1 pseudogene is annotated in these 253 nt (G+C 65.2%); it reads right to left on the reverse strand.

Annotation, left to right across the window (positions count from 1 at the left end):
• Positions 1-253 (reverse strand): annotated as a pseudogene (locus AC0L3I_RS37090) (cation transporter); the annotation flags it as partial.

Consider the following 253-nt stretch of genomic DNA (forward strand, 5'->3'; position numbering starts at 1 on the left):
GCACGTAGCGCCGTCCGACATCGATCAAGATGCCGCCCGCGAAGATCAGCAGCATGACGCCCGAAGCGACCGCGGCGCGTGTCTTCCATGTCTGGCCCCGGGTGAGCGCCACAAGGCTCAGCGCATACACAGCCGTATCGGACAGGTTGTCGACGCCGTTGGCGATCAGCGCGCTCGAGTCCGCGAAGAAGCCGGAAACGAAGAAGCCCGCAGCGATCGCCGCGTTCAGCAGCAGGACGATCCACAGTGTGCG

It is taken from the genome of Mesorhizobium sp. WSM4840, assembly GCF_055811755.1.